We start from the raw sequence: 26,681 nt of genomic DNA, 5'->3' as shown, positions 1-26,681 counted from the left end.
TGATACACTGCGGCCAAAGTAGAAAGAGCCAGCTATGCGACGCCTGCAACACACAGCCAACAACCTCAACGACGAACAGATCTCAGGCTGGCGCACCATCCGCCGTGTCGCGCCCTATCTGTGGCCCAGCGATCCAAAGCTGGTTTGGGTGAAATACCGCGTGGTCTTTGCCATGCTGGCGCTTTTGGCGGCGAAGGTTGTCGCGGTTTGGACACCGCTTCTTTACAAAAACGCAGTGGATGCTCTGGCGGGCGCAGGCGTTAGTGATCTGGCAATGGGCGCGGTTGGCCTGACGCTGGCCTATGGCGGCGCACGCCTGATGTCGAACGGGTTCCAACAGCTGCGCGATGCGATCTTTGCCGCCGTAGGCCAACGCGCGTTGCGGCAACTGGCGCTAGAAACATTTACCCACATCCATCGCCTGTCGATGCGCTATCACATCACCCGCAAAACCGGCGGGTTGAGCCGGATCATCGAACGCGGTGTGAAGGGCGTCGAATTCCTCCTGCGCTTCCTCTTGTTCTCCATCGGGCCATTGGTTCTGGAACTGGTGATGATCGCAGGGGTTTTGTTCTTCCTGTTTGATGTTTGGTATCTGGCGGTCGTGGTGCTGACCATCGCGCTGTATGTCTGGTTTACCTTTGCGGTGACCGAATGGCGGGTGAAGCTGCGCAAGGTGATGAATGATCAGGACACCGATGCGAACCAAAAGGCGATCGACAGCCTGTTGAACTTTGAAACGGTGAAGTATTTTGGCGCTGAGCGGCGCGAGGCGGCGCGTTATGACGCGGCGATGGCGGGCTATGAACAGGCCGCGTTGAAGACGTCCTATTCGCTGGCCTTCCTGAACTTTGGTCAGGCGTTCCTGATCACCGGCGGGCTGGTTGCTGTCATGGTGATGGCCGCCATTGGGGTAGAACGTGGCGATTTGACCGTGGGCGATTTCGTGATGGTCAACGCCTACATGATCCAGATCACCATGCCGCTCAACTTCCTCGGGACGGTGTATCGCGAAATCCGCCAGGCACTTGTTGATATGGGGGAAATGTTTGACCTCCTCGAACAACCGGCTGAGGTGTCGGACAAACCGAACGCAGGCGATCTGGCAGTGACCGGCGGTCATGTAGAACTGCGCGATGTGGCCTTTGGCTATGACGCCGAACGCCCCATTCTGAAGGGTGTGTCGATGGATATCGAGCCGGGGAAAACTGTGGCGATCGTCGGCTCCTCCGGCTCTGGCAAATCCACCATCGGGCGGTTGTTGTTCCGCTTTTATGATGTGCAATCCGGCGCCCTGTTGATTGACGGCCAAGATGTGCGTGACATCACGCAGGAGAGCCTGCACGCCCAGATCGGCGTCGTGCCGCAGGACACGGTGCTGTTCAACGACACCATCCGCTACAACATCGCCTATGGCCGCGATGGCGCGACCGAGGATGAGATTGTAGGGGCGGCGAAATCCGCACAGATCCACGATTTCATCATGGCGCTGCCAGAGGGGTATGATACCGCCGTGGGTGAACGCGGCCTGAAACTGTCAGGTGGTGAAAAACAGCGAGTCGGCATTGCCCGCACCCTGCTGAAAAACCCACCGATCCTGCTGCTGGATGAGGCGACATCGGCGCTGGATACGGAAACCGAGCAGGGCATTCAGGACGCGCTGGCGCGCGCCGGTCATGGCCGCACCGTGATCACCATTGCCCACCGTCTGTCTACCATTGCCGATGCGGATCAGATCGTGGTGCTGGAAAAGGGCGAGATTGTCGAACGTGGCAGTCACGCCGACCTGCTGGCGCAGGATGGTCGTTACGCGCAGCTATGGCACCGTCAGGCGAATGAGCAAGGCGATGATACGGGCGCTGGTCGCGCGGCTGCTGGCTAAGCGCTTGGGGTGACGTGGGCGGGGAGGGCTTTGCCCTCTTCGGTCATCACAGATGCCCGAATTCACCCAGGATATTTATGGAACAGAGAAGGCGCGGTTTGCAGTTTGGCAGATCGCGCCTCTTTTGTTGAATGTGCTGGGCCGCGTGACAATCTGGGGTCGCATGGATGTTGAGACGCATATTCATCGCATGATGCGGCCCTACGCAGGGCGTCAGTATTCTGTTGTTGAGTTTTGGCAGCATGCTGGTGAATCGGTCCAACCCATACCTGCGCGCGGCAGAGGCCTTTGCGGCGGTTTGAGATCCACGTGAGGGTTTAGGAATAAAACAGGCCGGAGCAATCTCCGGCCTTTTTACGTTCACTCCGTAGCAGCAGCGGGTTTTTCTGGTGTTGCTGGCGTTTCCGGCTTTGGGGCCTCTTCAACGGGGCTGTCCCAGCGCAGGGTTGGGGCCGTCACCTTTCGCGCTGCGCTGCGAAGGGCCAAGTCCTGCGCCACCTTGCTGCCCTTGCCACGGGTCAACGCCTGTAGCGCGCGCAAGAGCCACAGCGCGTAAGTCGTGAACCAGATCCGCAGCGCCAGCATCGCAGGCGTAAACACCAGCGTCAGCACCGTGGCAATGCCCAGACCGAACACCACCGCTGTCGCCAGCTGTTTCCACCACAGCGCAGTGGGGCTGTCGATGGTGTAGCCACCACCGGAGAAGTCGAGCGACAGGCCAAACATCATCGGCGCCAGACCGGCCATAGTTGTCACCGTGGTCAGCAGCACTGGGCGGATGCGGCTTTCGGCGGTGCGCACGATGGCCTCCACCCGTGGCATATAGCGGCTGTAATCCTGATAGGTGTCGATCAGCACGATGTTGTTGTTCACCACGATGCCTGCCAGCGCCACGATGCCGGTGCCGGTCATGATGATGGAAAAGGTCTGATCCATCACCAACATGCCGATCAGCACGCCTGTGGTCGACAGCACCACCGCCAACAGAACCAGCAGCGAATTGTAGAAGCTGTTGAACTGCGCCAGAAGGATGATGAACATCAGGGCCAATGCAGCGGTAAACGCGCTGGAGAGGAAGGCCTGTGATTCCTGCTCATCCTCTTGATCGCCGGTCCATTCCCATTCGATGCCAGCGCCGAAGGGGCGGCTGTCCAACCATTCCGTCAGCACCTCGATTCTTTCAGCCGGAGTGATGAAGGTGGTTTGCACCGTATCGTCGTCAAAGGCCTGCTTCAGCGCGGCTGGATCAGCGCTGTCAAAGATATCGTAGCTTTGACCGTTGGCGGCGGTCAGCGCGCCGCTGCCATCCTCGACCACACGCAGCACACCCAGCGTTTCATCATCGACGGTGGCCTTAACCAATCCTTCAGTCACGGCGGCCTTCACGTCGAAATAGCGTTTCTGGTCGACACGGTTGATGGTGGCCAGTTTCGCCACCGGTTTGCGGCTGATGAAGTTTGCCAGCGGCACGAGGCCATCGGGCGTGCGTACCTTGAGTGAATCGAGGGTCGAAAGAACCCGGTCTTCTTCAGGTAGGCGTACGCGGATTTCAATTTCCTCTTCAGAGGTATCAACCCGCATGGTGCCCAGCAGGATGCCGCGTGTGACCAGCTGCACCATCGCGCCCACGGTCGCCACGTCAGCGCTGTAGCGGCCGGCCTTTTCCACGTCGACGTTAATCTCCCAGTCGATGCCGGGCAGGGGCAGGGTGTCCTCCACCAGTTCCAGGCCGGGGGTAGTGCGGAAATGTTCGCTGGCAAGCTCGGTTGCTACGATCAGATCATCCCAATTATCGGACTTAAGGCGCAGATGCACGGGCTTGGCCGAGGCTGGGCCGCGGGCGGCGGCAAGCACTTCGATCTTGATGCCGGGGATCTGGTTTAGCTGTTCTGTCAGCTCATCCAGAACCACATCACCGTCTAGGTCAGGCCGGTCGGCGCGATCTTCCCACGGGATGGTTTCAAACTGGACCTGACCTACCGTGTCACTGGGCGGTTGCGCGCCACCGGTGTTGTTGTTGAGCCCCCCTTCACCTGCAAAGGCAAAGGCGTTCAGCACACCGGGGTGGGACAGGATCAGCTCTTCGGCCTGTTTGACCAGATCATCCTTTTCCTCCAACGACAGGTTGCCCCGTGCGCGCACATAGGCGATGGCCATTTCCGGTTCGGATTCCACAAAGAACTCAACGCCATTGTTGTTTTCACCGAAATACTTGCCCACGGTCATGACGAAGAACACCACCGCCGCAATCGCGACCAGCGGCATCACCGGATTGCCTGCGATGAAATGGATCATGTGACCAAAGGGGGTGCGTTTTACGCCTGCCTCGACCGGGCGGCGGCGCCACTGCACCTCTGCCGCGCTCATGGTGATCGACGCAGCAAAAGCGCCGAGCATAAAGATCACCCCACCAGCGAGGAAGTTTTTGGTCGGCGCATCTGCAAAGGACAGCAGATAGGTTGGGTTCAACAGCTGCATCGCGCCGGTGAACATAATCAGCAGGGCCAGCGGCACCAATGCCGCACGCGCGACCCAAGAAGGCAGCGCGCCACGCAGCCAGGTTGAGGCCCGTTCAAACAGGCGGCTCATCCGGCCCGACAGGCCACCCATCACCGGCAGGTAAACCAGCGCCACCACCAGTGATGCGGATAGGACAAAGATCAGGGTGACCGGCAGCATGCCCATAAATTCACCCGAAACCCCCGGCCAGAACAGCATCGGCAGGAAGGCACAGAGCGTCGTTGCCGTGGAACTGACCACCGGCCAGAACATACGCTTTGCGGCCTCTACATAGGCGTGCATGGGGCCGACGCCATCCTTGATGCGTTTGTCGGCGTATTCCACCACTACGATCGCGCCATCCACCAACATCCCCACGGCCAAGATCAGGCCGAACATTACGATGTTGGAAATCGTCACCCCCATGATCGCAAGGAGGACGAAGCACAACAGGAACGACGTCGGAATGGCAAAACCCACCAGCAGCGCCGCCCGCGACCCGAGGGATGCCAGAACCACAATCATCACCAGCGCAATCGCGGTCAAAACCGATCCTTCCAGCTGCGATACCATCGACCCAACGATGCGGCCCTGATCGTTGGAGGTGCCGACGTTCACTGCCGCTTGCAGTTCTGGCGGCCAGTTGGCGGTTTCTGCGGCGATGACGCTGCGCACATCCGCAGTGGTCTGCAAGATGTTGAAACCCTTGCGCTTTACCACCTGTAGAGCAACGGTTGACACGCCGTTAAAGCGCGCGGTGCCATGGCGATCCTCAAAGGTCAGGCGAATATTCGGCCAGATCGCCTAGGGTGACAACACGTTGGCCGTTGATCTTGACCGGCAGGGAATAGACGTCTTGCGGTTCATCGAAACTGGACGGGATTTTGACCGAAAAACTGCCCTGTTCGGTCTCCACCTCACCAGCCGCGACGAGGAGGTTGTTGTTGGTCACCACATTGATCAACTCGGCCGCGGTGACGTTGTAGCTTTCTAGGCGCAGGGGATCGATGATCACCTCGACCATCTCATCACGGTTGCCTGCAATGCCTGCCTCCAACACCGAGTCCAAGCTTTCAATCCGGTCCTGCAGATCCTTGGCCACGCGGTACATGGTGCGTTCGGGCACGTCGCCTGTCAGGTTCACAATCAGGATCGGAAATTCAGAAAAGTTGATCTCGTTGATCGAATAGCTTTCAAAGCCGCTGGGAAACTTGGTTTCCGCCTTCGACATGGCGTCGCGCACGTCGGCCATGACGGTGGTTTTGTCCCAGCCAAACTCAAACTCCAACGCGACGCCGGCGTAGCTTTCTGCAGCGAGGCTGCTGAGTTTTTTCAGATTGTCCAGATCGGCTAGCTCTGTCTCCATCGGTTTGACAAGGAGGGTTTCCGCGTCCTCGGCGGAAATGCCCGGGAAGGAGACAGATACAAAAAGGGCAGGGATTTCAATGTCCGGCTCACCCTCTTTGGGGAGGTTCGAATAGGCATATCCCCCTGCCATCAGGGATAAGACCACAAAAGCTAGAACCATTCGGGCCCGTTCTGCGGCCCAATCAATCAGGCCGGTCATTGGCTGACCTCCTGAGTTGGACCATCGCGGAAGGTTGGGTCTACCTGCACGCCTTCGACAACGTATTCCTGGCCCACAACAATCAGGTCCGCCTGATCCGGCAGGCCGGTGATCCACGCACCATCGGCAGTATCACGCAGGAGGCTAACGGGGACAAAATCGACGACGTTGTCGGAATTCACCGTGCGCACACCGAGGTCACCATGGTCGTTCAGTGTCAGCGCAGATGCAGGCACCAGATGCGCCTGTTTACCGGCAGAGGCGATCAAAATATCTGCCGTCTGCCCGTCGCGGATCGACATATCATCGTTGGCCACCTCAATATCCACGCGGAAGGTGCGGGTTTCCGGATCAGCAGAGCGCGACAGGAAAGTGACGCGCCCACGCACTTCGCGCCCGTCGGCCAGACGGGCACCTGCCAGCGCGCCGAGTGTCACACGATTGACTTGTGTTTCAGGGACATAGCCGACGACCTTAATCGGGTTAAGCTGTAGGATCGTGGCGCAAATTGCGCCCGGACCCAGCAAGCTGCCGAGTTCGGCAGTGTCGCTTTCCAGCAGACCTGCGAACGGTGCGGTAATCGCTAGACGATCGATTTCCTTCTGCGCGCTGGCCACTGCGGCCTCTGCGCTGCGAATACCGGCCTGTGTGGTTTCCAGACCGGACCGCGCGGCCTCAACCCCCGCCTGAGCAGAGGTCACAGCAGCCTGCGTCGCCGCAACCCGCGTGTCCGAGGCATAGCCGGTTTCCGAAAGCTTGGTTGCCACATTGTCGTTGATGCGCGCTTCTTCCAGCCGTGCTTCGGCTTCGCGCAGGCGGGCCTCTGTCTGGGGCACTTGGGCGCGGGCGTTGATCAGGTTGGCTTCGGCCTGTGCCAGAACTGCAGGGCGGGTGCCGGGCGCCAGACGGCAGAGTTCCTGACCCGCCTCCACAAAGGATCCGCGCCGCAGCGGTTCGGAAATGACCGTTGCGCTGGTTTCTGCCATGACCTGAACCTGCCGTGCGGCTTCGGTTTCGCCGCGCAGCTGAACTGCGCTGTCAATCTCACGTGCTGTTGTCTTTTGTACCACCACACTTACCCGATTTTCGGCAATGGCCTGCATTTCGGGACTGTCGGTTGCCGGGATTGCGGTGGTGTTGGCGTCGGTAATTTCATCCTCGCCTCGGGCAAAGGCCAGCAGCGTATCGCGCTCCATCACCAGCATATAAAGGGTTGCAGTCACCGCAACGGCGGTCAGCACAGGCACAACGCGCATGGTTATGATCCTTAATTCTGTGTCATTGGCCGATAAATTAGGCCAGATCTCATTCAGCCAGTTCGATTTGGCCTGTACAAACGATAAGTGGCGGCCAAACGCAGAAAAACAAGCCTGCACAAATCCTTTGGTCGTATTTTAGGTCGTTTTTCGACCCTTGGCCGCAAGCTAACCCCTGCCTGTTCAGGCGGCAAGCTCTACCTTGCCCTATGGGAATGACCGCAATCCATGTTCATTTTTGGCAGGGCATCAGCCGTTTTCAGAATAACTAGCGCAGGAAATTGCTTATACGAGCTTTGTCGTCGATGCGGGGTTGCATCGCAGGTGATGCGGGCCTTGGCAGTTGCGGCGCAACAGGTTATGAGATGGGCAAAGTTTAAGGGGCAAGGCCGTGAGCGATACCGACAGTTTCATCGAAGAAGTCAGCGAAGAAGTACGCCGCGACCGGCTGTATCAGGGCATCCGTCGCTATGGCTGGATCGCTGTTGTGGCCGTGGTCGGCATCGTGGGGGGTGCATCCTGGAATGAATATCAGAAAGCACAGTCGCGTGGCGCCGCAGAGGCATTGGGCGACAGTATGCTTGCCGCCCTTGAGGCAGAGGCCCCAGAAACCCGTGCTGCGGCTTTGACCGATGTAAGCGCTGCAACACCTGCGGCTGCAGCGGTCATCACGCTGCAGCGTGCGGCGGAATTGCAGGCGGCAGGCGATGCTGAAGGCGCCGCTGCAGCACTTCAGGATCTGGCGATTTCCGGTGAGGTTGCCCCGATCTATCGTCAGTTGGCTGCGTTCAAGTCGATCGTGTTGCAAGGCACGACAACGCCTGCCGCCGATCGTCGTGCCGCATTGGAAGGTTTGGTGCTGACGGGATCGCCATTGCGCCTGCTGGCCGAAGAGCAACTGGCCCTTATCGAGGTGGAAACCGGTGATGCGGGTGCCGCTATTACCCGGCTTGAGCGGATTGCCGCGGATGCAGAAGCGTCTGCAGGCTTGCGTCGGCGCGCGTCTCAGTTGATTGTGGCGTTGGGGGGCGACCGTTCCGGCGCCTGAGGAACTGGCCGCGCAGGGTATCCTGCGTATCCGGTAACGTGATCCGGCGCTTTGACACGTCGGTGCATTGAAAAAGAAGACTAGAGGGCAGGTTTGGTGAAACGCAGTTCCATTATTCTGGGCATGACCGCAGCAGCGGTGATCGCCGGCTGTACAGAGCGCGAAGAAATCCTGCCCGGCACCCGCGAAGATCCGCGCGCCATCCTCAGCGGCGGCGTTCCAGCTGACGCATTGGCTGCCGACGTCGCGCGTGAAGCGTCGACCGTGCGCTTGCCCAAAGCGGTTCAAAACAACGCTTGGACACAATCCAGCGGCACACCCAAAACCCGCGTGTTGCACGCCAGCCTTTCGGCGGCGCCGCAGCTGGTCTGGTCCGCAGACATTGGGGCAGGGGATGGACGTCGCAACCGCATCACCGCTGACCCGGTGGTCGCGGATGGCCGTATCTTTACCCTCGACTCCGAGGCGCGCGTTAGCGCCACGGGCACCAATGGCGCGGCCATTTGGTCACGTGACCTGACCCCGTCCCGCGATAAATCCGGTGAGGCGACGGGCGGTGGTCTGGCTGTTGCAGGCGGCACGCTTTATGTGACCTCCGGTTTTGGCCTGTTGACCGCACTGGATGCCGCCACGGGCGAAGAGGTGTGGCAGCAGGATCTGGGATCAACCGGATCTGGCGCACCGACCGTGTTTGGTGATCTGGTTTATGTGCTGGGCGGGGATGACACCGGCTGGGCGCTGGAACGCGATACCGGTCGTATCCGCTGGCAGACCAGCCAGTCCGGTGATGTAAACAATGTCCTTGGTGCGCCCGCGCCCGCGGTGAATGATCGTTTTGCGATCTTTGCCTTTGGTGACGGCGCCCTGCACGGCACCTTCCGCAATGGCGGCCTGCGTATGTGGACCGCTTTTGTCGCTGGGCAACGTCGCAGCAGCGCATTGGCCAAAGTCAACGATGTGACCGCTGGTCCGGTGATCAGCGGTGACCGCGTTTATGTCGGTTCCCATTCCGGTCGTTTGCTGGCCCTTGATCTGGACACCGGTAACCGCGTCTGGACCGCCCGCGAAGGGGCGATTAGCCCGGTTCTGGTTGTCGGTGGATCGGTGTTCGCAGTCAGCGATGAGAATGAGCTGATCCGTCTGGATGCACGCGATGGTGTGAAAATCTGGTCCAAGAAATTGCCGGATCTGCTGAAACTGAAACAGCGTAAAGCGTCCGAAGTTTACGCCCACTACGGCCCCATTCTGGCGGGTGGGCAGCTGATTGTTGCCTCCAACGATGGCGTGCTGCGCTTCTTTGATCCCACCACAGGTGAGATGACCCGTAGTGTCGAGGTGCCCGGCGGCGCCACGACTGCACCGGTTGTTGCGGGGGGTACCCTCTATGTTGTGGGCACCAAAGGGCAATTGCACGCTTTCCGTTGACGCAAAACTGGTATAACAGGGCGTCTTGATCCGCCCTTTACCCTTGGCAGGGCTGCGTTTTCGTGCGCACCTGCCTTCCGTCCCGGAGCCTGAGACATGAGCTTTACCCTTGCCATTGTGGGCCGCCCCAACGTGGGGAAATCCACTCTTTTCAACCGCTTGGTCGGCAAAAAGCTGGCTCTGGTCGATGACCAACCGGGGGTGACACGTGACCTGCGCGAAGGTGACGCCAAACTGGGCCACCTGCGATTCACTGTGATCGACACCGCCGGTCTGGAAGAGGCGACAGACGACAGCCTGCAGGGCCGGATGCGTCGTTTGACCGAACGCGCCGTTGATATGGCCGACGTTTGCCTGTTCATGGTGGACGCCCGTACCGGCATCACGCCGACTGACGAAATGTTCGCTGAAATCCTGCGCAAACGCGCTGACAAAGTTATTCTGGCCGCCAACAAGGCGGAGGGCAAAGTCGCCGACGCTGGCGTGATCGAGGCCTACAGCCTGGGCCTTGGCGAACCGCTGCGCCTGTCCGGTGAACATGGCGAGGGCATGGGTGAGCTGATGCACATCCTGCAGCCGATCGCGGATGAGTTCGAAGAGCAGGCCAAACTGCACGCGCCGGAAACCGACGTCGATATCGAAGAATATGACGACGGCGAAGAAGAGGTGCTGGACGAACACGGCAACCCGATCACCTATCGTTTGCCGACCTTTGAACGTCCGATGCAAATCGCCGTTGTCGGTCGCCCGAACGCCGGTAAATCCACCCTGATCAACAAGATCCTCGGCGAGGATCGCCTGCTGACAGGGCCAGAGGCCGGGATCACCCGCGATGCCATTTCGCTGACCATCGACTGGGGCGGTCTGCCGGTGCGTATCTGGGACACCGCCGGTATGCGCAAACGCGCCAAGGTGCAGGATAAGGTCGAAAAACTCTCGGTCTCCGACGGTCTGCGCGCGGTGAAATTCGCCGAAGTGGTGATCGTCCTGCTGGACGCCGCCATTCCCTTTGAACAACAGGACCTGCGTATCGCCGATCTGGCCGAACGTGAAGGTCGCGCGGTGATCATCGCGGTGAACAAATGGGATGTTGAGGATGAAAAGCAGGAAAAGCTGAAAGCGCTGAAAGAAGCCTTCAACCGCCTGCTTCCCCAGCTGCGCGGCGCGCCGCTGATCACTGTGTCCGCCAAAACCGGCCGTGGCCTTAACCGTCTGCAAGAGGCGGTGGAGCGTGCCTATGAAACCTGGAACCGCCGTGTGTCGACCGCGAAGCTGAACCGCTGGCTGACTGCGATGACGGAACAGCACCCGCCGCCCGCACCGGGTGGTCGTCGTATCAAGCTGCGTTACATGACGCAGGCCAAAACCCGTCCGCCGGGGTTTGTGGTCATGTGTTCGTTGCCGGAAAAGCTGCCTGATAGCTATTCGCGCTATCTGGTCAATGGCTTGCGCGAAGACTTTGACATGCCTGGAACGCCGATCCGCCTGACCATGCGCGGGCAGGGGGACAAGAACCCCTACAAGAACAAGCGCGATAAGAAACCCGGCGCGTTGGGCAAACACCTAAACAAAAAGCGCGGCCTGCCACGCGGTTCGCACTAAACGGTTAATGGGGCGCCCTTCGGGGCGCTCTTTTACTTTTATGCCTTCGGCGGGGATATTTTGGGAACAGTGAAAACGCCTTTCAATGTTCGCTAAATACTCAAGCGCACAGCGCGCAAAAAAGGGGCCCGCAGGCCCCTTAATCTTTGTTGTTTTCTCGTGTAGCTTAGGCCAGCGATCCCTCGGCGGTCAGCTTGGTCTTGCCGCCCAGATAGGGATGCAGCGCCTCTGGCAGGGTGACGGAGCCGTCTTCCTGCTGGCCGTTTTCCAGAACCGCGATCAGCGCACGCCCTACGGCAAGGCCGGAGCCGTTCAACGTGTGCACAAACTCCGGCTTGCCACCGGCAGCGGGCTTGAAGCGCGCGTTCATGCGGCGGGCCTGAAAATCACCCGCAACCGACACCGAGGAGATTTCGCGATACTGGTTCTGACCGGGCAGCCAGACCTCCAGATCGTGGGTCTTGATCATGCCAAAGCCCATATCGCCCGAACACAGCACTACGGTGCGGTAGGGCAGGCCCAGCTTTTCCAGGATCGCCTCGGCGCAGCGGGTCATGCGGTCGTGCTCTTCCATCGATTTCTCGGGATGCACGATTGACACCATTTCGACCTTTTCAAACTGGTGCTGACGCAGCATGCCCGATGTGTCGCGGCCCGCGCTTCCCGCCTCGGAGCGGAAGCATTGGGTGTGGGCGCACATGCGCATGGGCAAGGCGGCCTCATCCACGGTTTCACCGTTCACGATGTTGGTCAGTGTCACCTCGGACGTGGGGACCAGCCACCAGCCGTCTTCGGTTTTATAGCTGTCTTCGCCAAATTTCGGCAACTGGCCGGTGCCATACATCATCTCTTCGCGCACCAGAACCGGGGTCCATGTTTCGCGCAGACCGTGCTCTTCGATGTGGGTGTCCAGCATCATCTGGGCCAGCGCACGGTGAATGCGCGCAACACCCTGCGACAGCACCACAAAGCGCGAGCCGGAGAGTTTGGCAGCGGTCTCAAAATCCATGCCCGGCTTCACGCCTGCCAGATCGTAATGCTCTTTGGGGTCAAAGGTGAACTCGCGCGGGGTGCCCCAGTGGCGCACTTCGACGTTGTCGGCCTCATCGGCGCCATCGGGCACATCGTCGTGCAGGCGGTTGGGCAGACCCATCAGCAGGTCGTTGAGCTGCACGTCCAGCTCTTTCGCCTCTGCCTGCATCGCCGCCACTTCGGCCTTTTTGTCACCGACAAGGGCGCGCAGGCGTTCAAATTCGGCCTCATCGCCGCTGGCTTTGGCGGCACCGACCTCTTTGGCGGCTTTCTTCTGGTCGGACTGGGCGGTTTCTGCCGCGAGGATCTTGGCCCGGCGCGCCTCATCCAGTTCCAGCACCTGAGAAGACATCGGCGAGGCCCCACGGCGGGCCAGAGCGGCGTCAAACGCTGCCGGGTTTTCGCGGATCGCTTTGATGTCATGCATGGGGTGTGCTCCTTGGTCGGAATCAATCATTTATGAAGGCGTTATTGCTGATTTTCATCCGGTTGAAAACCGATACTGCGCTGCCATTGGCGCCAGTCGTGGTGGAAGTCGTCGGTTTTGTTTTGTTCTTGGCGGAGTTGGGCGACTTCTTCTGGGGTTAGAGTTGTTGGCAATCGGGAATTGTGCGCGAGAAACCAATGTTCGGCGTCATAGTATTGCATGTGGAGGTCGGCCAGATTGCAGCCACGAAAGGCGTTTCCAGTGCCTTCCATTTCCGGAAATACAGTTTCACTATCAAACTTGCAGAGTTTGAATACGACGCCACTTGGTTTGGCATGTTCGCTAAATTGAGCTCCGTTGAAGTCGCAACTAGAAAATTCCTGAAGTGAAAATTGAGCCCACAGAAAAACGCTCGCCGAGAAGTCCACATCACTTACTGTGCCCTCAGAGGTAAAAGCTGAGTGGTCAAATTCACACGCTTTGAAGACTGTTTTGGGGAAGGGGGCGGTTTTAGAAAGATCTATTTGATTTTGAAGATGGAATTTCGATCTGAAGAAATGTGTGCCAGTCAGATTGTTGTTGTGTAGACGTGTTTGCCGGATCTCCGTGCCCACCCAGTGGGTCCAAGACATATTACAACCAGAAAACACAAACTTGTGGATGACTGCGCCGTCAAAATATGACTTTGACAGATCCCAGCCCGTGAAATCAAAGCCTTCAAGCTTGGCTCTGCGCAGGTTACTTCCACTCAGGTCTCTGCTAAACGCCACGTTAGTGTTTTCTCTACGACAGAGAGATAGAATGTTGCGGAGTATCGTCAGGCTGGTCGCAATGTCATTCCGTGGCGGCACTGTTTTGCCTATCCAAACGGCTGTAGCAGGTTCGCTGAGCAGGTTGTCTGGATCATCTCGTAGGTTTAGTGTCTCCATTACTTGGAGATCAGACATTGGTGGACCGTAAAATAAACCGGTCGTTAGATTTGTGTACTGCTCATAAAACGACGGTTCAGCATCTGATGCTCTTGCGTTTTCCCTGATGTAAGCACACAGCATGTCCAGAATTTGGCCGCGATCCCTAGGACTGTCTTCTGCGATACGTTGAAGCGAGTATAGCGCACCTAGGCGGACCTCAAAGTTTGGCTCTGTCGTTTCCATCATGGCCGGTTGGGAGTAGTCGTTTATTTCTTCTCCGTCCGGATTTTTCTTCTTTGCATATGTCAGATTTCCTTTCTTATCTCGGCGTTGTTGTTTGGTGACTTTTACAGCTCCCAAGCCCTCAACCGCCTTGTTGATCCGATCCGTGATCAAACCTTGCTCTGCAGTGTCTGCTTGGCGTTGTGCAACGATGGAGCGCCAGACGAGGAAGGGAAGGCCGATCACGGCAGCGGTTGCTAGGCCGAGGTTGCGGATGTCCTCCGCGCCATTGCTCGGGAAGCCGTTGAAAAAGACTGCGCCAAAGGTTTGCGCGATGACACCAATTGCCAGAAGGGCGAGCAGACCAGCGCCGAGTTTAAGCGCAAACCCAATCAAACCACCCAGCCACTTCGGCTGTTCCTCAAAATTCGGCTGTGTGTTCCAGCCGATCCATGTCCAGAAATCGGGTTTGTTGTTTTTGGGCATCGAAAGCTCTTTTTGGCGAAAGTGATCACAACTTCACCGCGATCCTGCCAAAGGTCAAACCACTTTCCGCCACTCCCGCGACCTAACGTCCCAAGCCGCCTTGCAAAACGGCCTCGGCGCACATAGGTTCCTGCCAAATCATGGGTGCCTCGCGCCCTTCACATATACCTACCCAAGGACACCAACATGGAAGCCATCCAGCAGTTCATTCCCCTTATCCTCATCTTTGCGATCATGTATTTCCTGCTGATCCGTCCGCAGCAGCGCAAGATGAAAGAGCATCAGAACATGGTTGAGGCGCTGCGCAAGGGTGACCAAGTGATCACCCAAGGTGGTCTGATCGGTAAGGTTTCCAAGGTGAAAGACGCCGAAGGTGAGCTGGAAGTGGAACTGGCCGAAGGCGTGAAAGTGCGCGTTGTGCGTTCCACCATCGCGCAGGTCAAAAGCAAGACCGAGCCTGCCGAGGGCTGATCCTCACCCCTAAGAAGTCGGCCCGTGGGACACCTCCCTCGGGCCTTTTTGTTTTTGAAAGCGGTTCAAGATGCTTCAGATTGATATGTGGAAACGGGTGCTGATTTGGGCGGTGTGCGCCCTTGGCATTCTGTTTTCCCTGCCCAATGGGTTTTATGCGCGGGTTGAAGCCCGCAATGATGCGGTTCAGGCGATGGAGGCGGGTGCCTCTGGCAATGGGCTGGAAGAGCAGGCGGCGCAATGGCCGTCTTTCCTGCCGTCGAGCCTTGTGAACCTTGGTCTGGATTTGCGCGGCGGTGCGCATTTGCTGGCAGAGGTGCAGGTGGCCGATGTGTACGAAAGCCGTCTGCAGGCCATGTGGCCTGAGGTGCGCGATTTGCTGCGTCAGGAACGCGACACCATCGGCACCATCCGGTTGCAACAGTCTGACGCGGCAGAGCTGCGTGTGCGTCTGAACCAGAAACCCGAGGCAGCGGCAGAGGCGGCGCAGCTGGTGCGTGGTCTGGCCCGTCCTGTGGTCAGCCTGACCGGCGCAGGGTCCACCGACATTGACGTCAGCGTCGATGGCGCCGACATCGTGGTCACCCTGTCCGAGGCAGAGCGTGTTGCCACCGACGAACGCACCGTGGCGCAATCGCTGGAAATCATCCGTCGCCGGATTGATGAGGTGGGCACGCGTGAACCGACCATTCAACGTCAGGGTGCTGACCGTATCCTCATTCAGGTGCCGGGCATCGGATCCGCGTCTGAGCTGAAGGCGATCATCGGCACCACCGCACAGCTGACCTTCCAACCTGTTGTCACCCGCACCACCAGCGCCGATATGCCGGCAGGTGCTGGCAACGAATTGCTGCCGTCGCTGGATACTGAGGGTGAGTTTTACGTTCTGGAACAGGCCCCTGTTGTGACCGGTGAGGATCTGGTGGACGCGCAGCCGTCCTTTGACCAGAACGGTCGTCCGGCAGTGAACTTCCGTTTCAACACCACGGGCGCGCGCAAGTTTGGCGATTATACCGCTGAAAACATTGGCAATCCCTTCGCCATCGTTCTGGATGACGAAGTGGTGTCTGCCCCCGTAATCCAATCGCACATCCCCGGCGGTTCCGGCATCATCACCGGTAACTTCACCGTTGAGGAAAGCACCAACCTGGCCGTCCTGCTGCGCGCCGGTGCGCTGCCTGCGGGGTTGGAGTTCCTTGAAGAACGCACCATCGGCCCAGAACTGGGCGCGGATAGTATCGAGGCGGGACGGATCGCCTGCCTTGTGGCCTTTGCCGCTGTGCTGGTCTTCATGGTTCTCAGCTACGGTCTGTTTGGCCTGTTCGCCAATATCGCGCTGCTGTTCAACGTCGCGCTGATCTTTGGCGCGCTGAGCGTCATTGGCGGCACGCTGACCCTGCCGGGTATTGCGGGCATCGTTTTGACCATCGGTATGGCGGTGGACGCCAACGTGCTGGTGTTTGAACGTATCCGCGAAGAGCTGCGCACCGCCAAAGGTCCGGCCCGCGCGATTGAGCTGGGCTATGACCGCGCGCTGTCGGCGATCATTGACGCCAACATCACCACCTTCATCATTGCTGTGATCCTCTTCGTCATGGGCTCCGGTCCGGTCAAGGGTTTCGCCATTACGCTGGGCCTCGGCATCCTCACATCTGTCTTTACCGCGATCTTTGTGACGCGACTTCTGATCGTGATGTGGTTCGAACGTAAACGCCCCAAAACCATCGAGGTCTGATCATCATGCGTTTGAGACTGTTTAACGAAGTCCCCAACTACGACTTCTTCCGCCTGCGCAAGCTGACCATGGGCCTGTCGATGCTGGCTGTCGTTGCCTCGCTGGTGGCATGGCTGGTGATGGGGCTGAACTTCGGCATTGATTTCCGGGGCGGCACCACCATCCGGACCCAAGCGGAAACGGCTGTGGACGTAGGCGCCTACCGCGACGCACTGGCGCCGCTGAACCTTGGCGATGTGTCGATCACTGAGGTGTTCGATCCCTCCTTTGCTGAGGATGAGCATGTGGCGATGATCCGCATTCAGGCCCAGGACGGGCAGGAAAGCGTGAACGAAGCCACCATCGCCAGCATTGAGGCCGCCCTGCAAGGGGTGGAACCGACGATCACCTTCCCGCTGGTGGAATCCGTTGGTCCGAAAGTATCGGGTGAGCTGATCAAAACCGCGATCATCGCGGTGACCGCATCGCTGGCGGCGATCCTGTTCTACATCTGGCTACGCTTTGAATGGCAGTTCTCAGTAGGCGCGGTGGCGGCACTGGCGCATGACGTGATCCTGACCATCGGCATCTTTTCGGTGCTGCAGATCCGGTTTGAACTGGCCACCATCGCGGCGCTCTTGACGATCATCGGCTATTCAATCAACGACACGGTGGTGATCTTTGACCGCCTGCGTGAAAACCTGATCAAGTACAAGAAGACCGCGCTGACCGATCTGATGAACCTCACCGTGAACGAAACGCTGAGCCGGACGATCATGACCTCTGGCACCACGCTGTTGGCGCTGATTGCGCTGTTGCTCTTGGGCGGTGATGTGATCCGTGGCTTTGTGTTCGCGATCACTTGGGGCGTTATCGTTGGGACCTATTCGTCTGTTTATGTGGCGAAAAACGTGGTTCTGATGCTGGGCGTCAAACGTGATTGGTCGAAGCCTGACAACAATCAGGGCAACCAGTTCGGCAATATCGATGCCTGAGATCATGACTGACATCCTGGCCCTTGAGGGGCTGGGATGGCTGATCGCAGGGGTATTTTTAGCAGGGGCGGTGCGGGGCTTTTCGGGGTTCGGCGCCGCCCTCGTTTATATGCCCATTGCCGGTCAGTTTCTGCCACCGCTTTGGGCGCTGATCACATTGGTGATCATGGAGGTGTTCGGCCCCATCCCAAACCTGCCAGCCGCATGGCGTGCGGCGGATCGCGCACAGGTCGCACGGATCGCGGTCGGCGGTGCGGTGGCGCTGCCCATTGGCCTTGCGGTGTTGCTGGCGGTGCAGCCAGAGGTGTTCCGATATATGGTCAGTGCGTTGGTGCTGATCATGCCCATCCTGATGCTGTGCGGTCTGCGCCTTGCCGGTCCGATCACACCGCGGTTGCAATATGGCACCGGGGTGGTGTCTGGATTAGTGGGCGGCATCGCTGGATTGCCGGGGCCGCCAGTGATCCTGCTGTATATGGCGTCCAGCACAGCGGCGGCGGTGATGCGCGCCAATATCATGCTGTACCTTGTAGTGGTGGACCTGACCCTGATTGTGGTCATCAGCCTCACCGGCCGGATGGAGGCCGTGCCACTGCTTCTCGGGCTTATTCTGGCGCTGCCGAATTTGCTGGGCAATCTGGCTGGGGCCGCTATGTTCCGCCCTGAACGCCAGCGCCTCTATCGGATGTTCGGTCTGGGCGTGATGATGGTGGTGGGGCTGACCAGCCTGCCGATCTGGGATTAACACAGCGAACCGAAAGGACACCGCACATGCAGTTGAACGAAGTGAACTTTGACGGCGCAGTGCCGGTGGACAGCTACGGGCCGGGCTTTTTCCGCATCGGCGGCGAGGTGATCAACGGCGCAATGATCGCGGTAGAGGCGCAGGCGCGTGCTTGGGGCGGTCTGGCGGATGAGGCGGCGCTGATCGCATTGGCGGATCAGGCGGATGTGATTTTCGTCGGCATGGGGGCGGAAATTGCCCATCTGCCGAAACCTTTGCGCGAAGCGCTGGAAGAAACTGGTGTGGGGGTTGAGGTGATGTCATCGCCGTCTGCTTGTCGCACCTACAATGTGCTGTTGTCCGAAGGGCGGCGCGTGGCGCTGGCGGTTCTGCCGCTTTGATCGCGCGTTGAGGGCAAAAGATGTATGAAATCCCCAACTTCATGATGCAGGTCAAACTGTCCCGCTGACATCTGCGTTAAGCGACTTTGCGAAGCGTGAACAATGCGGTAGGACCGCCTTATGGAATTGCAAGTCTCAGACCTGACTGTGACCCGTGGCGGCATCGCCGTGCTGGAGGGGATCAACCTCGCCGTTTCGGCGGGGGAGGCGCTGGTGTTGCGCGGCCCTAATGGCATCGGCAAAACCACCCTGCTGCGCACTATCGCGGGCCTGCAACTGGCGCACGCGGGCACTGTCAGCTTGGACCGTGAACAGATGGCCTATTCGGGCCACGCCGACGGGATCAAGGCACCGTTGACGGTTGCCGAAAACCTGACCTTCTGGGCGTCGGTCTTTGGCACAGGTAGCATCGACGCGGCGCTGGCCACGTTTCAGCTGGGCCCACTGGCGGCGCGTCCTGCGGGCGGGTTGTCTGCGGGGCAGAAACGGCGGCTGGGATTGGCGCGGATGGTTGTCACAGGACGGCCTGTGTGGGTGATGGATGAACCCACCGTGTCATTGGACACCGACGCGGTTGCGATGTTCGCCGAAGCCGTGCGCGCCCATCTGGCGGGCGGCGGTCTGGCATTGCTGGCCACCCACATCGACCTTGGCCTGTCAGAGGCGCGGGTGATGGATGTCGGCCCATTCAAGGCCAAGCCGCCCAAGATCGACGACTTTGATGGAGCGTTCCTGTGATTGCCCTTCTGCTGCGTGACCTACGCCTTGCAATCCGTGCGGGCGGTGGCTTTGGCCTCGGCCTGGCGTTCTTTCTGATCGTGGTGGTTCTGGTGCCTTTTGGCGTTGGGCCGAACTCCAGCCTTCTGAGCAAGATTGCGCCGGGCATCTTGTGGCTGGGCGCGCTGCTGGCTTGTCTGTTGTCACTCGATCGCATTTTTGCCCTTGATTGGGAGGATGGGTCGCTGGACCTCTTGGCCACCGCACCCCTGCCGCTAGAGGCGATTGTGAGTGTGAAGGCACTGGCTCATTGGTTGACCACGGGCCTGCCGCTGGTGATTGCCGCGCCGGTGTTTGGCGTGCTGCTGAACCTGCCTGCCGCTGGATATGGCCCGCTGGTGCTGTCACTGCTGATCGGCACACCGGCACTTAGCGTGATTGGCACCTTTGGCGCGGCGCTTACGGTGGGGCTGAAACGGGGCGGATTGCTGCTCAGCCTCCTCGTGCTGCCGCTATATGTGCCGACGCTGATCTTCGGCGCCGAAATGGCCCGCCGTTCGATCGAGGGGCTGTCAGCTCAGACATCGCTGTTGATGCTGGCGGGCATTACCTCTGCCGTTATCGCCCTGCTGCCATTTGCCTCAGCCGCTGTGCTGCGGGTGAACCTTAGATAAGGGGTGACAACATGCGGCCAAGAGACGAAGAGATGAATACCCACGCCCCTGCAATGGGCGTCAGGACGGATAGGAGAGGGTCATGAGCTCGATCTGGGAATATGCCAACCCAAAAAAATTCATTGCAACCACCAGCCGCCTGTTGCCTTGGGTGACGGGGCTGGCGGTGGTGTTGATGACCGTTGGCTTGGTCTGGGGCTTCTTCTTTACGCCGGATGATTTCCGTCAGGGATCCACGGTAAAGATCATCTATATCCACGTGCCTGCGGCGATGATGGCGATCAACACATGGGCGATGATGCTGGTCACCTCGCTGGTGTGGATCGTCCGCCGCCACCATGTATCGGCACTGGCCGCCCGCGCGGCTGCCCCCATCGGGGCAGTGATGACGGTGATTGCGCTGGCCACCGGTGCGATCTGGGGGCAGCCGATGTGGGGGACGTGGTGGGAATGGGATCCGCGCCTGACGTCGTTCCTGATCCTGTTTCTGTTCTACCTTGGCTATATCGCCCTGTGGTCCGCGATTGAGGATGACGATACTGCCGCTGACCTGACCTCAATCCTGTGTCTGGTGGGGTCGGTCTTTGCGATCCTTAGCCGTTATGCGGTGAACTTCTGGAACCAAGGCCTGCATCAGGGCGCGTCTGTTCTGCGCGCCGGTGCGCTGGTTGGCGATACCGAAGAACGGGTCAGCAATGTTTTTGCCACGCCGCTGTTCATTTCAATGGCGGGCTTTGTGATGTTGTTTATCGCGCTGGTCTTCCTGCGCACCCAAACCGAAATCCGCGCCCGTCGTATGCGTGCGCTCTTGGCGCGTGAAAGGATGCAATGATGCCTGATCTGGGGAAATACGCGGACGCTGTTTTGTCGTCCTATGCGGTGTCGCTGGGACTGATCGTGGCACTTGTGGTGCTGTCGATCTTACGTGCCCGCAAGGTGCGCAGCGCGCTAGAAGAGGTTGAGGCACGGGTGAAAAAAGATGGTTAAAACCAATTGGCTGATGGTGCTGCCGCCGGTTCTGTTCGGCGGCCTGGCGGTGATGTTTTACACCGGCATGCAACGCGACAACCCCGATGCGCTGCCCACCGCACTGGCAGGCCGCGCGGTTCCCAGCGTCAGTGTCACGCCGCTGGGTGATCTGCCGGGATTTGATCTGGCGACAATGCAAGACGGGCAGGTCAAGCTGGTGAACTACTGGGCCAGCTGGTGTGCGCCCTGCCGCGTTGAACACCCCAACCTTGAGCAGTTAGCAGAACAGGGCGTTCCGATTTACGGCGTGAACTACAAGGATAACCCTGCCAATGCGCTGGGGTTCCTTGCCGAACTGGGCAATCCTTACGAAGCGGTCGGGCAGGATGCGCAGGGCCGTATGGCGCTGGATTGGGGCGTTTATGGGGTGCCGGAAACCTATGTCATTGATGGCGCTGGTCGTATCGTCACCCGCCACGCAGGTCCTGTTACCCAGCGCGTGATCGAGGGTGTGATCGCACCTGCGATCGCCAAGGCGCGCGGCGAAACACCGCAAAGCTAACCCGCTGATTGGCGGTTGAGTACAAATTATGGAAACGCAGCGCACCGTGAGGCGCTGCGTTTTTCTTTGACCTCGTTTATGGGCGATCGTGCTGCTGTGCTGCACTAGATCATGGAAAAACCACAAAGCCACAGGGCAATGGCGCTACAATTCGGCATGTATTTTCGGGGCGGCGCCTGCGTGGTCCTGTTACGGCGTCATACCCCCCGTGTTGGTTCAAAAGGATAGGTTCCGTAAGGCGCTGCAAACAGTAGCAAAACTACGGATTTACAGGATTGCATCTGCCTGCCATACACGCGCCGCCCGGTGATGTAGCAATCTATCACCCACTTGTGAGCGATCCTTGATTGGTCATGGATCGCCGCAGCGCTTATTAATAACAGGAAGCCACGTTAAGGATACCGCCACCGATGCGCAAAATGCTGACCTTCCTTGCTGCTGCCGTGACGATCTGGGGCAGCGCACACGCCGCCACCGCTCAAAGCGTTGATCACCCGGTTGTGGTAGAACTCTACACCTCTCAGGGCTGTTCCAGCTGCCCGCCCGCCGACGCTTTTCTGGGGCAGTTGGCGATGCGGTCTGATGTGATTCCGCTGGCTCTGCATGTGGATTATTGGGACTACATCGGCTGGAAAGACCAGTTTGCATCGCCCAAATATACCAAACGTCAGCACAGCTACGCCCAAGAGGCGGGCCGTCGCACCGTATACACCCCGCAGATGATCGTGCAGGGGCAGGAACATGTCGTTGGCAACCACCCCAAAAACGTCAACGCGCTGATCAGCCAGCACGGTGAAAAACCTGCAGAGGTTGATCTGAACCTGACCCGTTCCGGCAATCAGGTCACCATCTCGGCCGAGGCGCTGGGGCAAGATCGCAGCCGTCTGATGGTACAGCTGGTACGTTACACCCCAGAGGAAATGGTCGACATTCGTTCGGGTGAAAATGCAGGCCGCAGTATCGAATACCACAACATTGTCACCTCTTGGGAACGTGTTGGTGATTGGGATATGCGCAAGCCGCTGTCGTTGAAAGCCAAGGCTGCTGGTGACGACCCCATCGTCGTGATCCTGCAGGAACGCGGTCCCGGTCGCATCGTTGCTGCCGCCCGCCTGCGCTGATCAACAACTCACGAATTTTAGAACAACAAAAGCCAGCGCATTGTCGCTGGCTTTTCACTATTTATCAGTCGTTTGTTGGCGGTTGCTAATCTTTCCAGCGGCGATGCACCCAGAACCACTGTTCGGGGTGTTCACGCACCATTTCCTCCAGCGCATCGTTCATGGCTTGCGCCATCACCTCTGGCGTGTCGTGTGGGATTTCGTCTTGAATAATGGCGCGAAAACTAAATCCATCGGCCTGCCGCAGGCCAAACACTGGCAAGACCAGCGCGTTATATTTGATCGCCATCTCTGCCGCTGAAAGTGTGGTTTTGGCGGGATGACCAAAGAAGGTCAGCGGTGCGCCATCACTGACGTGTTGGTCCACCAGTAACGCGATGATGCCACCATCACGCAGGTATTTGACCATCTGCGCCAATCCGCGACGCCCACGGGCAAAGGCAGGGGCGGCAATGCCTTCGATTGCGTCTTTCCAGTGGGCATTGAAATAGCTGTTGTCCAGCGGACGATAGAGGGCACCGACGGGCGTAAAATCACGTGATACCGTGGCCCGCACGGCATCGTGGTTGCCGAAGTGGCCAGAGACCAGAATAACAGGGCGCCCGTCGGCCTGCGCTTGTTGCAAGGCAGCCAAGCCGGGGCCTTCGGGGTGGGTGTCGGCCAAATGGGTCTTGAAGCCAGCGCCAGAGTAGATCTCGACCAGTGTACGGCCAAAGTTCGCCGGGACATCGCGGGCCAGGCGTTTTTTTTCGGCGGCGGGCAGGTCGGGCCAAACCAGATCAAGGTTTTTGATCACCCTTTTCCGGTAGCCCAGAACAGGGGCCAGAACCCGTGCCATCAGTCCGCCCATCAGGCGCACACGGGTGCGATAGGGCAGTCGCAGTGCCAGCTTCAGCGGCGCGCTGAGCACAAGGTTGGCCAGATAGGCGCCAGTGTCCTGCAGACGATTGTGCAGACGGAGGGAGGAGTGTTTGGCCATGGCGGGGCTTAGGATCCTTGCGAAGCACGCGCTTTGTCACGTTCAGAGGCGCGGTTTTGCGCGGTCTCACGATGCCAGACATAAATCCCCGCCGCCACAATCACAAGAGCGCCAACAATCGTCCACTGATCGGGGTATTCATCAAAGAACAGCACGCCCCAAAGCGTTGCAAAGATCAGACTGACATAGGCAAAGGGCGCCAGCATTCCAGCCTCGCCCATTGTCAGCGATTTGATCAGCAGCCATTGCGCCAATGTTCCAACCGCGGCCAACACTGCCATCAGCACTATCGCGTGCCCATCCACAGGCTGCCAGTGGAAGGGAACAATCACACTCAGGATCACCGCGCCAAAGGCGGCGGTGTAAAGGAGCGATGTCCACGCATCCTCATTCGCGCCCACATAGCGGGTCACCAGATTGTAGCAACTGTAGCAACAGGCCGCCATCAGCGGGAACAGCGCATAGGCGGTGAACACGCCGCTGCCAGGACGGATGATGATCAACGCCCCAATCAATGCAACGCCAATCCCAATGGCGCGTCGCGGTCCTAATCCTTCGCCCAGAAACAACGCTGCGCCCAGCGTGATCAGCACTGGATTTACGTTCATGATCGCCGTCGCCTCGGCCAGATCAATATAGCTGATGCCGGTGAAAAAGCTGCCCGTCGCCCCCAATAGGATAACCGACCGCACCAACTGCCATCCGGGATAACGGGTCCGCGCCACGGTCTGAATGCGCGGCAGGACAATCACCAACACCATCAGTGCCTGACCCGCATAGCGTGCCCAGATCGCCTGCATGATGCCCAGATGACGGCTCAGTTCTTTGGCGGTGGCGTCCATGACGGTGAAACAGAACACTGCCGCGATCATCAGCAGGATTGCTTTGTTGTGCTGGGACATCTGGGGACCTGCGCGGTTTTGAAACGATGTCAAAGGGCCTAGCGGAAGGTTGTGGCGCTGTCACGCGGGGCTTTTACGGTAGAGCGGCCTTTTCCCGTGTGCAGCGCAGGTAATTTATTGAATACGAGAATAGGCGCCATTACCCTCACCCCATAACATATCATCGGAAGATGAAGCTCTTGCGCCGTGGACCTCGACATAGGTCGGCGCAGGAATGTCCTTCTTCAGCATTTTGTGGAGGACGTAGATGACACACCATTTGACTATTCGTTTTGTACCGGGCCGCTATGCGGTCAGCCGCTTGCCTGCGGGGGCTGCGGTTCCAAATTGGTTTGCGGGGCAGGGGTTCAGGGCGGTTGTCTGTTCTGACGATGAGGTCACCCTGGTCTGCCAAGAGGACCGCGTGCCAGCTACGGTGCAGAGCGAGGGCGGCTGGGCCTGCCTACGCACCGTCGGCCCGTTTCCGTTTGAGGCGGCGGGCATTGTACAATCGCTGATCGCGCCGCTGTCGGGCAACGGGATCGGGGTCTTTGTCGTCTGCACCTTTGACGGCGAACATGTGCTGATCCCAGCAGCACAGGCAGGGGCTGCCGCGCGCTATTTGCAGGCCGCAGGGCATGACTGTCCGCTGCCCGACCTTGCTGATGGAACGCAGTAACGGCGCAGTTTACACATCACAAGAATTCAGAGAGATGCGCCCTTTCGTGGTGCGCTAAACAACCACCACACATAGAAAAACCGCCCCCCGGATCGGAGGGCGGTTCTGAACTTAGATCAACGCAGGCTTAGCTTTCGCCAAACACGCGCTTGAAGATCGTGTCGACATGTTTGGTGTGATAGCCCATGTCGAATTTTTCGTTGATGCCATCAACGCCCAGGGCGGCAACAACCTCTTCGTCTGCCAGCAGCAGCTCACGGAAGTCCAGACGCTCTTCCCAAACTTTCAGCGCGTTGCGCTGCACCATGGAATAGGCGCCTTCACGGCTCACACCCGCTTGGGTCAGGGCCAGCAGAACGCGCTGCGACATTACCAGACCGGGGAATTTGTTCATGTTGTCCAGCATGTTGTCGGGGAAGATCAGCATCTTCTCGACCACACCGGCCAGACGGTTCAGGGCAAAGTCCAGTGTCACGGTCGCATCCGGGCCAATGCCGCGCTCGACGGAGGAATGCGAAATGTCACGCTCGTGCCATAGGGCCACGTTTTCCATCGCAGGGATTACGGTCATACGCACCAGACGGGCCAGACCGGTCAGGTTTTCGGTCAGAACCGGGTTCTTCTTGTGCGGCATCGCGGACGAGCCTTTTTGACCCATCGAGAAAAACTCGGCACCTTCCAGCACCTCGGTCCGCTGCATGTGGCGAATTTCGATCGCAACGTTTTCGATCGAGGATGCAATCACACCCAGCACGGCAAAGAACATCGCGTGACGGTCGCGCGGGATCACCTGCGTGCTGATCGGTTCGGGTTTCAGGCCCAGCTGTTCACAGACGTGCTCTTCAACCGCCGGATCGATGTTGGCAAAGGTGCCAACCGCGCCGGAAATCGCGCCAGTGGCGATCTCTTCACGGGCTTGCTGCAGGCGGGCCTTGTTGCGGTCCATTTCAGCGTAGAAACGGGCAAAGGTCAGACCCATGGTGGTGGGTTCGGCGTGGATGCCGTGGCTGCGGCCAACGCGCACGGTGTCCTTGTGTTCCAGCGCGCGGGTTTTCAGTGCGGCCAGCAGGCGATCCATATCGGCCAGCAGGATGTCGGCGGCACGCACCAACTGCACGTTCAGGCAGGTGTCCAGCACATCAGACGAGGTCATGCCCTGATGCACAAAACGCGCTTCTTCCGAACCAACGTGTTCGGCCAGATGGGTCAGGAAGGCGATGACGTCATGTTTGGTGACGGCCTCGATCTCATCGATGCGGGCGACGTCAAATTCAACGTCTTTGGCTTTCCACACCGCGTCGGCGTTTTCCTGCGGGATCACCCCCAGTTTGGCCTGAGCGTCGCAGGCGTGCGCCTCGATCTCATACCAGATGCGGAATTTGGTTTCCGGCGACCAGATGGCGGTCATTTCGGGGCGGGCATAACGAGGGATCATCG

23 protein-coding genes and 1 pseudogene are annotated in these 26,681 nt (G+C 59.0%); 17 read left to right on the top strand and 7 right to left on the bottom strand.

Annotated features, from left to right (window positions below; translation table 11 throughout):
* Positions 1 to 34: 34 nt before the first annotated feature.
* Positions 35 to 1,882, top strand: coding sequence for an ABCB family ABC transporter ATP-binding protein/permease (locus TM5383_RS10350; protein WP_058318967.1), 1,848 nt, complete (start codon positions 35 to 37; stop codon positions 1,880 to 1,882).
* Between the two features lie 52 nt (positions 1,883 to 1,934).
* Complete coding sequence (locus tag TM5383_RS10345) at positions 1,935 to 2,195, top strand: hypothetical protein (RefSeq protein WP_058318966.1); 261 nt, start codon at positions 1,935 to 1,937, stop codon at positions 2,193 to 2,195.
* 47 nt (positions 2,196 to 2,242) lie between these two features.
* Here the strand turns inward: TM5383_RS10345 and TM5383_RS10340 are convergent.
* Positions 2,243 to 5,948 (bottom strand): annotated as a pseudogene (locus TM5383_RS10340) (efflux RND transporter permease subunit).
* The gene (locus TM5383_RS10335) at positions 5,945 to 7,204 is read right to left on the bottom strand and encodes an efflux RND transporter periplasmic adaptor subunit (RefSeq protein WP_058318965.1); all 1,260 of its coding nucleotides are present in this window, start codon (positions 7,202 to 7,204) and stop codon (positions 5,945 to 5,947) included. Before TM5383_RS10335 ends, TM5383_RS10340 begins: the two are co-directional and overlap by 4 nt.
* 391 nt (positions 7,205 to 7,595) lie before the next feature.
* Here TM5383_RS10335 and TM5383_RS10330 point away from each other — a divergent pair, with 391 nt between their 5' ends.
* The 3 genes from TM5383_RS10330 (at position 7,596) to der (ending at position 11,279) form a co-directional block, all read left to right on the top strand.
* The gene (locus TM5383_RS10330; protein WP_058318964.1) at positions 7,596 to 8,252 is read left to right on the top strand and encodes a tetratricopeptide repeat protein; all 657 of its coding nucleotides are present in this window, start codon (positions 7,596 to 7,598) and stop codon (positions 8,250 to 8,252) included.
* 96 nt (positions 8,253 to 8,348) lie between these two features.
* Entirely contained in the window at positions 8,349 to 9,677 is a 1,329-nt protein-coding gene (locus TM5383_RS10325) for an outer membrane protein assembly factor BamB family protein (protein ID WP_231725124.1), read from the top strand.
* A 96-nt stretch (positions 9,678 to 9,773) separates the two neighbouring features.
* Positions 9,774 to 11,279, top strand: coding sequence for a ribosome biogenesis GTPase Der (gene der, locus TM5383_RS10320; protein ID WP_058318963.1), 1,506 nt, complete (start codon positions 9,774 to 9,776; stop codon positions 11,277 to 11,279).
* 166 nt (positions 11,280 to 11,445) lie between these two features.
* Here der and serS read toward each other — a convergent pair whose 3' ends face one another.
* The gene (gene serS / locus TM5383_RS10315; protein ID WP_058318962.1) at positions 11,446 to 12,738 is read right to left on the bottom strand and encodes a serine--tRNA ligase; all 1,293 of its coding nucleotides are present in this window, start codon (positions 12,736 to 12,738) and stop codon (positions 11,446 to 11,448) included.
* 41 nt (positions 12,739 to 12,779) lie between these two features.
* Positions 12,780 to 14,357 (bottom strand): pentapeptide repeat-containing protein, encoded by a 1,578-nt coding sequence (locus tag TM5383_RS10310; RefSeq protein WP_058318961.1) that lies wholly within the window; start codon positions 14,355 to 14,357, stop codon positions 12,780 to 12,782.
* 186 nt (positions 14,358 to 14,543) lie between these two features.
* Between TM5383_RS10310 and yajC the strand changes: the two genes are divergently transcribed.
* The 11 genes from yajC (at position 14,544) to TM5383_RS10255 (ending at position 22,705) form a co-directional block, all read left to right on the top strand.
* A complete protein-coding gene (gene yajC / locus TM5383_RS10305; RefSeq protein ID WP_058318960.1) occupies positions 14,544 to 14,828 on the top strand; it encodes a preprotein translocase subunit YajC in 285 nt (94 codons plus the stop codon).
* Positions 14,829 to 14,898: 70 nt separating this feature from the next.
* Positions 14,899 to 16,563, top strand: coding sequence for a protein translocase subunit SecD (gene secD / locus TM5383_RS10300; protein WP_058318959.1), 1,665 nt, complete (start codon positions 14,899 to 14,901; stop codon positions 16,561 to 16,563).
* A 5-nt stretch (positions 16,564 to 16,568) separates the two neighbouring features.
* A complete protein-coding gene (secF, locus tag TM5383_RS10295; RefSeq protein WP_058318958.1) occupies positions 16,569 to 17,537 on the top strand; it encodes a protein translocase subunit SecF in 969 nt (322 codons plus the stop codon).
* Positions 17,538 to 17,541: 4 nt separating this feature from the next.
* Entirely contained in the window at positions 17,542 to 18,282 is a 741-nt protein-coding gene (locus TM5383_RS10290; protein WP_159438559.1) for a sulfite exporter TauE/SafE family protein, read from the top strand.
* 26 nt (positions 18,283 to 18,308) lie between these two features.
* Positions 18,309 to 18,662 (top strand): Mth938-like domain-containing protein, encoded by a 354-nt coding sequence (locus tag TM5383_RS10285; RefSeq protein WP_058318956.1) that lies wholly within the window; start codon positions 18,309 to 18,311, stop codon positions 18,660 to 18,662.
* Between the two features lie 120 nt (positions 18,663 to 18,782).
* Positions 18,783 to 19,400 carry a heme ABC exporter ATP-binding protein CcmA gene (gene ccmA, locus TM5383_RS10280; protein WP_058318955.1) on the top strand — a complete coding sequence of 206 codons (618 nt, stop codon included), beginning with the start codon at positions 18,783 to 18,785 and terminating at the stop codon, positions 19,398 to 19,400.
* Positions 19,397 to 20,053 (top strand): heme exporter protein CcmB, encoded by a 657-nt coding sequence (gene ccmB / locus TM5383_RS10275; RefSeq protein ID WP_058318954.1) that lies wholly within the window; start codon positions 19,397 to 19,399, stop codon positions 20,051 to 20,053. The genes ccmA and ccmB overlap by 4 nt, the downstream gene beginning before the upstream one ends.
* A gap of 82 nt (positions 20,054 to 20,135) precedes the next feature.
* A complete protein-coding gene (locus TM5383_RS10270; RefSeq protein ID WP_058318953.1) occupies positions 20,136 to 20,885 on the top strand; it encodes a heme ABC transporter permease in 750 nt (249 codons plus the stop codon).
* Entirely contained in the window at positions 20,882 to 21,040 is a 159-nt protein-coding gene (gene ccmD / locus TM5383_RS10265) for a heme exporter protein CcmD (protein ID WP_197407396.1), read from the top strand. Before TM5383_RS10270 ends, ccmD begins: the two co-directional genes overlap by 4 nt.
* A gap of 13 nt (positions 21,041 to 21,053) precedes the next feature.
* Positions 21,054 to 21,584 (top strand): DsbE family thiol:disulfide interchange protein, encoded by a 531-nt coding sequence (locus TM5383_RS10260; protein WP_058319067.1) that lies wholly within the window; start codon positions 21,054 to 21,056, stop codon positions 21,582 to 21,584.
* A 419-nt stretch (positions 21,585 to 22,003) separates the two neighbouring features.
* Positions 22,004 to 22,705 (top strand): DUF1223 domain-containing protein, encoded by a 702-nt coding sequence (locus TM5383_RS10255; RefSeq protein WP_058319066.1) that lies wholly within the window; start codon positions 22,004 to 22,006, stop codon positions 22,703 to 22,705.
* Positions 22,706 to 22,790: 85 nt separating this feature from the next.
* On the opposite strand, the gene TM5383_RS10250 is transcribed toward TM5383_RS10255, so the two are convergent.
* Positions 22,791 to 23,684 (bottom strand): lysophospholipid acyltransferase family protein, encoded by an 894-nt coding sequence (locus tag TM5383_RS10250; RefSeq protein ID WP_058318951.1) that lies wholly within the window; start codon positions 23,682 to 23,684, stop codon positions 22,791 to 22,793.
* Between the two features lie 8 nt (positions 23,685 to 23,692).
* Entirely contained in the window at positions 23,693 to 24,586 is an 894-nt protein-coding gene (locus tag TM5383_RS10245; protein WP_058318950.1) for a DMT family transporter, read from the bottom strand.
* A gap of 247 nt (positions 24,587 to 24,833) precedes the next feature.
* Between TM5383_RS10245 and TM5383_RS10240 the strand changes: the two genes are divergently transcribed.
* Positions 24,834 to 25,244 carry an ACT domain-containing protein gene (locus TM5383_RS10240; protein WP_058318949.1) on the top strand — a complete coding sequence of 137 codons (411 nt, stop codon included), beginning with the start codon at positions 24,834 to 24,836 and terminating at the stop codon, positions 25,242 to 25,244.
* 127 nt (positions 25,245 to 25,371) lie between these two features.
* Here the strand turns inward: TM5383_RS10240 and purB are convergent, their stop codons facing one another.
* Complete coding sequence (gene purB, locus TM5383_RS10235; RefSeq protein ID WP_058319065.1) at positions 25,372 to 26,679, bottom strand: adenylosuccinate lyase; 1,308 nt, start codon at positions 26,677 to 26,679, stop codon at positions 25,372 to 25,374.
* Positions 26,680 to 26,681: the final 2 nt, after the last annotated feature.

It is taken from the genome of Thalassovita mediterranea, assembly GCF_001458435.1.
Classification (GTDB): domain Bacteria; phylum Pseudomonadota; class Alphaproteobacteria; order Rhodobacterales; family Rhodobacteraceae; genus Thalassobius; species Thalassobius mediterraneus.
Note: the sequence above shows the minus strand (reverse complement) of the source record. Positions and strands in the feature narration are given on the sequence as shown.